Origin of the sequence: Telmatospirillum sp. J64-1 (genome assembly GCF_006980715.1) — a bacterium.
In the GTDB taxonomy this organism is placed as follows: domain Bacteria; phylum Pseudomonadota; class Alphaproteobacteria; order Rhodospirillales; family Magnetospirillaceae; genus Oleiliquidispirillum; species Oleiliquidispirillum nitrogeniifigens.
The window spans coordinates 1-513 of sequence record NZ_SBHN01000093.1; the positions used below are offsets into that span (position 1 = coordinate 1).

At 62.0% G+C, this 513-nt stretch carries 1 protein-coding gene; it reads left to right on the forward strand.

The window, feature by feature from the left end; genetic code table 11:
• The coding region (locus EPD66_RS24305; protein ID WP_221931116.1) for a hypothetical protein at positions 1–504 on the forward strand (504 nt) is incomplete at its 5' end.
• Between the last annotated feature and the right edge of the window lie 9 nt (positions 505–513).

The following is a 513-nucleotide window of genomic DNA, read 5'->3' on the forward strand; positions in this document are numbered from 1 at the left end:
CGCGAGGTTGTCGCCACGCCCGAGAGCATCGCACTCGGCCGGCTGATCTGTGTCGCCGAGTGGAACGGCCACAAGACCCGCTATGTGCCCTATTCGATGGAACAGAAGGGTAAGGAAACCCGCGCCAAGCAGTCCTTGAAGCGCCTGGACGACCATGCCGACAAGGTACGGGCGGAACTGACCGGCGGTTTTGTGCGCATCGAGCATATGCCCGAAGTGCCGATGCTGAACCAGGAGGAAAGCCTGCAGGCCGAAGAGATGCTGGCGCGGGTGGAAAAAGCGTCAGATGTGGCGCCCAAGGCCAAGACCCTCAACGGCCGGCCGATCTTCGCCAGTGATCTGGAACTGGCGCGGTGGGTGATGGATCACCCCGAGCTTGCCACGGAGCAAGACCGGAAGGTGCTGCGCGCTGCAATGAACAGCACCTTCCGCATGCTCCTGGAGATGGAGTGCGTCGACCCCGACGCCCTCGAAAACGTGATCACCCGGAAGGGAGCAGCCTAATCATGAAGA